The 6,056-nt window shown below is 66.9% G+C and carries 6 protein-coding genes; all 6 read right to left on the bottom strand.

Going from position 1 to position 6,056, the window contains the following annotated elements:
- Positions 1–233 precede the first annotated feature (233 nt).
- The 6 genes from Q7W02_01935 to boxC are packed head-to-tail and all read right to left on the bottom strand — an operon-like array spanning position 234 to position 5,877.
- A complete protein-coding gene (locus Q7W02_01935; GenBank protein MDO8474949.1) occupies positions 234–1,784 on the bottom strand; it encodes a benzoate-CoA ligase family protein in 1,551 nt (516 codons plus the stop codon).
- A 16-nt stretch (positions 1,785–1,800) separates the two neighbouring features.
- The gene (locus tag Q7W02_01930; GenBank protein ID MDO8474948.1) at positions 1,801–2,115 is read right to left on the bottom strand and encodes a type II toxin-antitoxin system RelE/ParE family toxin; all 315 of its coding nucleotides are present in this window, start codon (positions 2,113–2,115) and stop codon (positions 1,801–1,803) included.
- Positions 2,091–2,285: a hypothetical protein gene (locus Q7W02_01925; protein MDO8474947.1), complete on the bottom strand. Its 195-nt coding sequence runs from the start codon at positions 2,283–2,285 to the stop codon at positions 2,091–2,093. The genes Q7W02_01930 and Q7W02_01925 overlap by 25 nt, the downstream gene beginning before the upstream one ends.
- Positions 2,286–2,294: 9 nt before the next feature.
- Entirely contained in the window at positions 2,295–2,774 is a 480-nt protein-coding gene (locus Q7W02_01920) for a RidA family protein (GenBank protein ID MDO8474946.1), read from the bottom strand.
- 11 nt (positions 2,775–2,785) lie between these two features.
- Positions 2,786–4,204 (bottom strand): benzoyl-CoA 2,3-epoxidase subunit BoxB, encoded by a 1,419-nt coding sequence (boxB, locus tag Q7W02_01915; protein MDO8474945.1) that lies wholly within the window; start codon positions 4,202–4,204, stop codon positions 2,786–2,788.
- Entirely contained in the window at positions 4,204–5,877 is a 1,674-nt protein-coding gene (gene boxC / locus Q7W02_01910) for a 2,3-epoxybenzoyl-CoA dihydrolase (protein ID MDO8474944.1), read from the bottom strand. The genes boxB and boxC overlap by 1 nt, the downstream gene beginning before the upstream one ends.
- Between the last annotated feature and the right edge of the window lie 179 nt (positions 5,878–6,056).

Raw genomic sequence — 6,056 nt, 5'->3', positions numbered from 1 at the left:
GTTTGCGGTCATCGCTTCTCTGGTCTATTCTTCTGCCTCATGACCCAGCCGGTGAAGTGGCCCGACGCCGCCCTCGCGGACCGGCCGCTGCACATGTCGATGGGCGCCTACGGTCCCAAGACCGGCATGCCGCGCATCCTGTGACAAGAAGACCCAAGGAAGACCCCGGGGGAAGACGCTCGGGCGAGGCGGGCTATGACTGAGAGCGGGTTATATGTTATCTAGGCTCTCGGTCACCTCAGCTTGAAGCGCTGGATCTTGCCGGTAGCCGTCTTGGGCAGCTCGGGGACGAACTCGATCCAGCGCGGGTACTTGTACGGAGCGAGCTTGTCCTTGACGAACCCCTTGAGCTCGTCCTCGAGCGCGGGTGTCGCCGCGTGGCCGTCCTTGAGCACGACGAACGCCTTGGGCTTGACGAGCCGGTCCGTGTCCTCGTGCCCGACGACCGCGGCCTCGAACACGGCCTGGTGGCCGACCAGCGTGTTCTCGACCTCCACCGGCGAGACCCAGATGCCGCCGACTTTGAGCATGTCGTCGGCGCGGCCGCAGTACCAGAAGTAGCCGTCCGCGTCCTGGTAGTACTTGTCGCCCGTCTGGATCCACTCGCCGAAGAGTGTCGCCTTGGTCTTCTCGTGCTGGTTCCAGTAGTACGCCATGGTCGAGTCGCCCTTGACCCGCAGGTTGCCGATCTCGCCCTGCGGCACGGGCAGCCCCTCGTCGTCCACGATGCGCGCCTCGTACCCCGGCACCGCGAGGCCGGTCGAGCCCGGTCTCGCCCGCCCCGGCGGGTTCGAGAGGAAGATGTGCAGGATCTCGGTCGTGCCGATGCCGTCGAGGATCTCGACGCCGAAACGCTCGCGCCAGCGCTTGTAGATCTCCTCCGGCAGCGCCTCGCCGGCCGACACGCAGCGGCGCACCGACGAGAGATCGTAGCGCTTCTCGGCCTCCTTGACCTGGAGCATGGCGGCGTAGAGCGTCGGCACTCCGAAGAAGATGGTCGGCTTGTGGCGGTGGATCACCTCGAACATGGCCTCGGGCAGCGGCCGGTGCGGGTAGAGCACGCCCTGCGCCCCGACGCGCATGGGGAAGTACATGTTGTTGCCGAGGCCGTAGGCGAAGAAGAGCTTGGCCGCCGAGAAGGTCCTGTCCTCGGGCGTGATGCCCAGCACCTGGAGCGCGTAGGTATCGGCGCAGACCACCATGTCGTGCTGGAGGTGGACGGCGCCCTTCGGAAAGCCGGTCGAGCCCGAGGAGTAGAGCCAGAAGCAGGAGTCGTCCTTGGACGTGTCCACGGTCTCGAGGGTGGATGAGGCCTTGGCGAGCCACGCGTCGAAGCCGATCTGCCCGGCGTCGGGCTTGCCGACCACGACGACGTGCTTGAGGTGGCGCGCCTGGGCGAGTATGGGCCCGGCCTCGGCCAGGAGCGGCTCGGAGATCACGGCGATCCGGGCGCGGCTGTCGTTCAGGAAGTAGAGGTAGTCCTGACCGCGCATCATGGTGTTGATCGGGATGGGCACGGCCCCGATCTTGATGGCGCCCCAGAAGGTGGCAAGGAACTCCGGCGAGTCCAGCAGCAGGCACAGCACGCGGTGCTCGGGCTCGACGCCGAGGCCGCGCAGCGCGTTGCCTGCGCGGTTGACCAGCTCCTGGAGGCCGGCATAGGTCAGCTCGCCTCCCTCGTGGAGGAAGGCAACCTTGCCCCCGCGGCCCTCGGCGATGTGCCGGTCCACGAAGAGGGTGACGGCGTTGAAGCGGTCGGGCACCTCGAACTGCGGCACTTTCATGGCGAGCCCTCCACCACTACGTAAGGCGCCAGGGTTGTGGGCCGAGCGTCCCGGTGAAATCACGCGCACCGTGCACGACACGGATCACGATGACCTCAGGCCCTCGCACCAGATACACCAATCGATAGCTCCGGACAATCAGCTCGCGAAGATCCTCGCGGCGGTACTCCGGAACTACTCGCCCCATCAGCGGATTCGATTGCAAGCCTTCCGCAGCCACAACCATCCGCTCAACTTCCTTGATCGCGTAGACGATCGAATCTCTGGCAATAAAGTCTCCGAACTCAACAAGGTCCTGCTGGCTCGCTAACGTCCAGCGGAGCTGCGCCACTTCGCGAAGCGCTCCCTCAGCTCATCGTGGGAGATCGTCCGGCCCTCGGCAACATCCCTCAGCCCAGCGTCGACCTGCTGTTTGAAAAACAGCTCCGCGAGAATGTCCTCCGTGGAACAGTCATCCGGCAAGGCCTGAATGATCTTGAGGGCTTCGTGCTTGTCGGTCATGTTCGCCTCCTACCTCGAGCGGCGGCGCTTCTTGGCGCGGGGTCGCTTCGCGGTCTTGGCTGTCCGCCGCGGCGCCGTTGGGGCCTTCGCGGGTTTGACGGCCATCGCTTCGATCTCGACGAGTAGCTCCGGCTTCACGAGCCGCGAGATGACGAGCAGGGTGTTCGGCGGATAGGCGCCGTCCGGGAAGTAGCTCGGGAAGACTTCGGCGCGCGCCTTCATGAAGCCGTCGATGTTCTCGGCGTGCGTCAGGAAAGTCTGGAGCCGGACGATATCGCGCATCGCGCAGCCGGCCGCCTCCACGACGGCGCGCACGTTTTCCAGGGCCTGCTTCGTCTGGGCAACGACGTCACCGCCTGCGACCTGGCCCCCCTGCCCCATACCGACCTGGCCGGCGACCACGACGATCTCCCCGCCCGGCGCCACCATCCCGTGCGAGTACATCCCCAGCGGGGCTCCAAAGCTCTTCGGCGTCACGGTCTTGGGCATGACTCCTCCGTTCAGGCCAACCGCACGTACTCGAAGTCGACAGGCTGGCCGTTGATGCCGCGCGCGGGCGGGGCGATCCAGTGGGCGAACTTGCCGGGCTCGGTCACAGGGCGCATGAGGCTCTCGATGTACGCCTTGTCCTCCTCGGTCGGCAGCCAGTCGCGGTGCTTGGCGTCCCACTCGGCCTGGCTGATGACCTGCCCGTCGGGCGACACGCGCACGTCGGCGAACATGCCGATCGCGCGGTGGAAGGCCCGGTGCGGAAGCCGGAGCTCGAAGTCTATCCCGTGCTTCTTGATGACCTCGTTCCAGCGCGCTACGCCGCGCGCGCAGTCGGCGATGTAGTCGTCGCGCAGCCGCTCGTTCAACGACACCAGCGCCCCTTCCTCGCGCGTGACGATGCGCTCACCGTCGAGCTCGGCGACGGTGTACGTCGCCTCCTTCAGCAGGTGGTCATCGTACTTCTTGGTCTCCTCGAAGCGTCCCTTGAGCCCCGCGGTGTAGAAGTTGGCGGCGTTGGTGGAGATCTCCGAGCCGAAGAGGTCGAGCGAGACCGAACAATGGAAGTTCAGGTACCTTTGGATCGTGCGCAGGTCGATGCCGCCGTGCTTTGTGAGATCGTCCGTCTTGTGCTCGCGCATCAGCTCGCAGGCGCGCTGGACGATCCGCATGACGCCCGCTTCGCCCACGAACATGTGGTGGGCCTCCTCAGTCAGCATGAAGCGGCAGGTCTGGGAGAGCGGGTCGAAGCCGCTTTCCGCGAGACTCGCCAGCTGGTATTTGCCGTCGCGGTCGGTGAAGAAGCAGAACATGAAGAAGGACAGCCAGTCGGGGGTCTTTTCGTTGAAGGCGGCCAGGATGCGCGGCTTGTCGGCGTCCCCCGACCGGCGCTGGAGGAGCGCCTCCGACTCCTCGCGCCCGTCGCGCCCGAAGTGCGCGTCGAGCAGGTAGACCATGGCCCAGAGGTGGCGGCCCTCCTCGACGTTGACCTGGAAGATGTTGCGGAGGTCGTAGAGCGATGGACAAGTCCGGCCGAGGTGGCGCTGCTGTTCTACGGACGCCGGCTCGGTGTCGCCCTGGGTGACGATGAGGCGGCGAAGCGTGCTGCGGTACTCGCCCGGCACCTCCTGCCAGGCGGGCCGGCCCTTGTGGTCGCCGAAGTTGACCTGGCGCCCCGGCTCCGGCTCGGCGAGGAAGATTCCCCAGCGGTAGTCCGGCATCCTCGTGTAGCCGAACTTTGCCCAGCCCTGCGCGTCCACGCTGATGGCCGTCCGGAGGTAGACGTCCTTCGTCTGGAATCCGGTCGGCCCCATGTCCTGCCACCACTCGAGGAACTTGGGCTGCCAGTCCTCGAGCGCGCGCTGGAGCCGCCGGTTCTCGTGCAGGTCGACGTTGTTCGGGATCAGCGTCGTGTAGTCGATGCCGGCCATCACACTCTCCTCCGGTCGAATTCGCTGCGCTGCCCCGTGCCGTAGACCCGGAGCGCGCCATTGTCCCCGACGGCGTTGGGGCGCTGGAAAATCCAGTTCTGCCACGCCGACAGGCGGCTGAAAATCTTGCTCTCGAGCGTCTCGGGCCCGCCGAAGCGGAGCGAGGCCTCCATGCCGGTGAGCGCGTCGGGCGAGAACGCGGCGCGCGCCTCGATGCCGACGCGGACCTCGTCCTCCCAATCGATGTCGTCGGGGGTGAAGGTCACCAGCCCCGCGTCAGCCGCGGCGGGAGCGTCCATGTCCTCGCCGATCCGCCGCTTGAGGTCGTCGGTCCGCGCCGGCTCGTCGAGGAAGCGGCTCGCGAGGCGCGTCAGCCCGTTGACCATCGGGTACGGCCCGAAGTTCATCCCGGTCAGGCGCACGGCGGCGGGCTTGCGCGTGTCGCCCTCGAGAGCGCCGTCGAGCATGTAGGACCGGTCGGCCGCCAGCGCCAGCTCGAGCAGCGTCCCCGCGAAGCACGAGCCCGGCTCGATCAACGTGAAGATCGACCTCGAAGACACGTCGAGGCGCTTGAACGTGCGCTTGAGATAGAGGCGGATCTCGCGCACCAGCCAGTCCGCCGCGTGCTCCTGGAGCGCGCGGTCATGGGCCTCGACGAGATCGGCGCTCCCCTCCGTCCGGAAGACCCAGATGCCGATCTCCTCCTCGTTGGCGCGAAGGTGGAGGATGAGGTCGTCGAGATCGCGCGCCAGGGCGAGTGGCCAAAAGTCGGCGCCGACGGCGTGAATGGCCTCGAGGGTGGCAGGTGGCGGAACGCCGGGTCCCTTGACCGTGATCTCCGCGACGCCCCGCCCACGGTCAACGGCGCAGGCGATGGTGCCGTAGGTGATCCGCATACCTTCGATGGCGCGCCGGAGCGGCGTGAGGGCGATGCCCCTGGCCCCAGCGGGCCGGTCGGTGCGCGCGGCGCGCTCGGCAGCCCGTCGCTTGACCGTCTCCTCGAGCTTGGAGCGCGGCACGACCTCGTCCACGAGCCGCCATTCGACGGCGCGCTGCCCCTTGATGCCCTCCTCGAGTGTCGAGAAGAAGTCGGCGCGGTCGCGGCGGACCTTCCGCTTGTCCACCAGGCGCGTCAGGCCTCCGGTGCCGGGCAGGACGGCGAGGAGCGGCACCTCGGGCAGCGCCACCGTGGTCGAGCCGTCGTCGGCCATGATGATCCAGTCTGTCGCCAGCGCCATTTCGTAGCCGCCGCCCGCGCAGGGGCCGTTGACCGCGCAGAGATAGCTCTGGCGCGACTCGGCGGTCGCCTCCTCGATCGCGTTGCGGGTCTCGTTGGTGAACTTGCAGAAGTTGACCTTCCAGCCGTGGGAGGACTGGCTCAGCATGCGGATGTTGGCGCCGGCGCAGAAGATGCGCTCCTTGCCCGAGGTCAGCACCACCGCCCCGATTTCGGGATGCTCGAAGCGCAGGCGCTGGATCGCGTCGTAGAGCTCGATATCCACGCCGAGATCGTAGGAGTTCAGCTTGAGCTCGTACCCGGGCTTGAGCCCGCCGTCTTCCCTCACGTCCATCGCCAGCGTCGCGACAGGGCCGTCGAAGGCCAGCTTCCAGTGCTTGTATTTCGCCGGCTCGGTGCGGAAATCCACCGTCATCGGTACGCCGCCGTCAGCCATGCTCGGTGTTTCTCCTTTAGCCTGCTCTATTCACGAACGCGTGTTCCGCGTCCTATGCGCCCCCTCACCCTGTCCCTCTCCCCCTCCGGGGGCGAGGGGATCAAAGCGTCTCCCTCTCCCTCGGAGAGGGAGAGGGTCGGGGTGAGGGTGGCGTATGTGTTCACGCATAATCCGGGCTA

Source organism: Candidatus Rokuibacteriota bacterium (assembly GCA_030647435.1).
Taxonomy (GTDB): Bacteria; Methylomirabilota; Methylomirabilia; order Rokubacteriales; family CSP1-6; genus AR37.
The sequence above is the reverse complement of the archived record's forward strand: the minus strand, read 5'-3'. Positions and strand labels throughout refer to the sequence as shown.

Excerpts from the sequence above, each read along its gene's own strand:
- Q7W02_01920 (MDO8474946.1), bottom strand. The coding sequence starts at position 2,774 with ATGCCCAAGACCGTGACGCCGAAGAGCTTTGGAGCCCCGCTGGGGATG.
- Q7W02_01925 (MDO8474947.1), bottom strand. The coding sequence starts at position 2,285 with ATGACCGACAAGCACGAAGCCCTCAAGATCATTCAGGCCTTGCCGGAT.
- Q7W02_01935 (MDO8474949.1), bottom strand. The coding sequence starts at position 1,784 with ATGAAAGTGCCGCAGTTCGAGGTGCCCGACCGCTTCAACGCCGTCACC.
- boxC (MDO8474944.1), bottom strand. The coding sequence starts at position 5,877 with ATGGCTGACGGCGGCGTACCGATGACGGTGGATTTCCGCACCGAGCCG.
- boxB (MDO8474945.1), bottom strand. The coding sequence starts at position 4,204 with ATGGCCGGCATCGACTACACGACGCTGATCCCGAACAACGTCGACCTG.